Annotated in this window: 1 protein-coding gene and 2 pseudogenes; all 3 read left to right on the top strand. The window is 39.4% G+C overall.

All coding sequences use genetic code 11. The features are described 5' to 3' along the window. Positions 1-196: pseudogene (locus ACFIMC_RS04530) on the top strand (hypothetical protein); the annotation flags it as partial. 88 nt (positions 197-284) lie between these two features. Further along, positions 285-1,667, top strand: a complete 1,383-nt coding sequence (locus ACFIMC_RS04525) for a hypothetical protein (protein WP_375680796.1) — start codon at positions 285-287, stop codon at positions 1,665-1,667. Between the two features lie 3 nt (positions 1,668-1,670). After that, positions 1,671-1,979, top strand: a pseudogene (locus ACFIMC_RS04520) (hypothetical protein); the annotation flags it as partial.

Below are 1,979 nucleotides of genomic sequence, written 5' to 3'. Positions count from 1 at the left end.
TAGAGAACGTTGGCTGGAACAAGACAATAGCGGCTGGAATAGGTTGAATATGCTTATGAACGCCGGTCATGGCTTTGCAAGAAATTACGGCACGACAACGAATAATAATACAGCCTCTATGATGCAAGGCAACGACCCTTGGAAGAACGCTATAGGGATTTTAGCTAGTATTGCTAATTTTGCAGGAAAAAAGTGAGGTAGTTATGCAAAATAGTAACGATAACATGTTATCACGACTAATTAAGTCTATGTATGCAATGGACCCATTCGCGTCGCGTATACTAATGCAAAATCAACGTATGGAAAATGCACAACAACAGGCAAATAATTTGCCTTATTTAATCCCTTCTTCATCTGTACCAACTTTTGGTTCACAATCAAATCCTTTAGGTTTATCGAAGGATATGGAACCTTTGCCAGATGTAAGTTCGTCTTTAAGATCGGCAGGCAGAAAACCGTATGTACCGTCTTCAGTCCCTTCTTTACCAGTAGCGACCTTTGGTTCACAACCAAATCCTTTAGGTATTGAACCTTTGCCTAATGCAATTGAAACTTCAGATTTGGCATCATTGAAACCAAAGCAGTCTCAATTACCAGAGCCTATTTCATCTGTAGAACCACAGAAGTCTGTACAGCCACAACAGAGTACTGTTCCTCACCAAGATACTGGTTCTCAACAGAGTTTTTGGGATTACTTGCGTAGTCCTGAGTTTTTACAAAGATTATCAGATTATGGGATTGGTTATGCATTATCAGATGGGACGATAGCACAAAGTTTAGCGAATGCAGCTATGAATCTTCGTCGTGGTGATATGGAAAGAGAAAAAAGAGGACAGGTTAATCAGACCGTCGAGTATCTAAAGTCCAAAGGCTATAGTGAAGAAGAAGCTGCTATTATGGCACGTAATCCTCAAATGCTTAGTGCGATGCTAACAGGTGGTGATACTCCTAAGTTAAGTCAGGGGTTTCAATGGTATACCAATCCAGAGACTGGTGAACGCGAAATGAGACCGGTAAAGAGGTCTCCACAAGAACTTGAGTATAATCAAAAACTACAAGCCCAGAAAGAATGGGAGGGTAGAAGGATAAAAAATATGTTCACCACCAAGCAGCAGTTGAGAGCTGGATTAAATGATCTGAAAGCTGCTTTTAACCTCCTTCAAAAAGGTAGTGCTACAGGATTTAAGGGGTGGTTTACGAAAAAAGCTGGTGGAAGTGATGGGTACAACTTAGACAAATTATTGGAGGGAATTAGAGGTGGTGTTCTAAGGACGGTATTTGAGAATCTAAAATCGATGAGTCCTAGCGGAACAGTAGGAACTGGTCCTATATCAAATTTTGAAAGTCAGGCACTATCATCAATGTTTGGTTCTTTGGATGTTGGGCGAGATAAAGAGGGATTGGAGAGGACTTTAAAAGTAATTAAAACAGCATTTGATTTTTTCAATAGGCATAATGATCTTCAACTGTACAACGCATTAACAGGTCAGCCTATAGATACGCCCCGAGAAATCTCTGATAAATATTTTGTAGATTCACCGATGTCACAAGGGGATTGGGCAAATGCACCAGTAGTGAATAATACAGAAGAAGCTAATAAATTGCCTTCTGGAACAAAGTTTATCTTAAACCACAATGGTATTAAATATAAAGCTGTTAAGGGATAGATTATGCCTCATTATAATAATGCTTATCGAGAGTCTTTTCCTAATTTTGGTCCTAGCGTGAAGATTATTCAACGTATTCCTGATGATGAATATGGTAAGTTAAGGGGGGAAACGTTACCAGACTTTGGTCCTGATATAAAAATTATTGGACGTATTCCTGATAATGAATATGAAAATTTTGGAGGGTACGAAACATCACCCCAACATCCCGAAATCACGCAAAGTGAAGCTTTTTGGAATTCTTTAAAGCATGGATTGAGTTTTAATTTAGATGATGAGATTGCGGGGATCACAGCGGCAGGACGTGATTCT

The organism is Bartonella sp. AP21QHHD (assembly GCF_042196205.1).
In the GTDB taxonomy this organism is placed as follows: domain Bacteria; phylum Pseudomonadota; class Alphaproteobacteria; order Rhizobiales; family Rhizobiaceae; genus Bartonella.
Note: the sequence above shows the minus strand (reverse complement) of the source record. Positions and strands in the feature narration are given on the sequence as shown.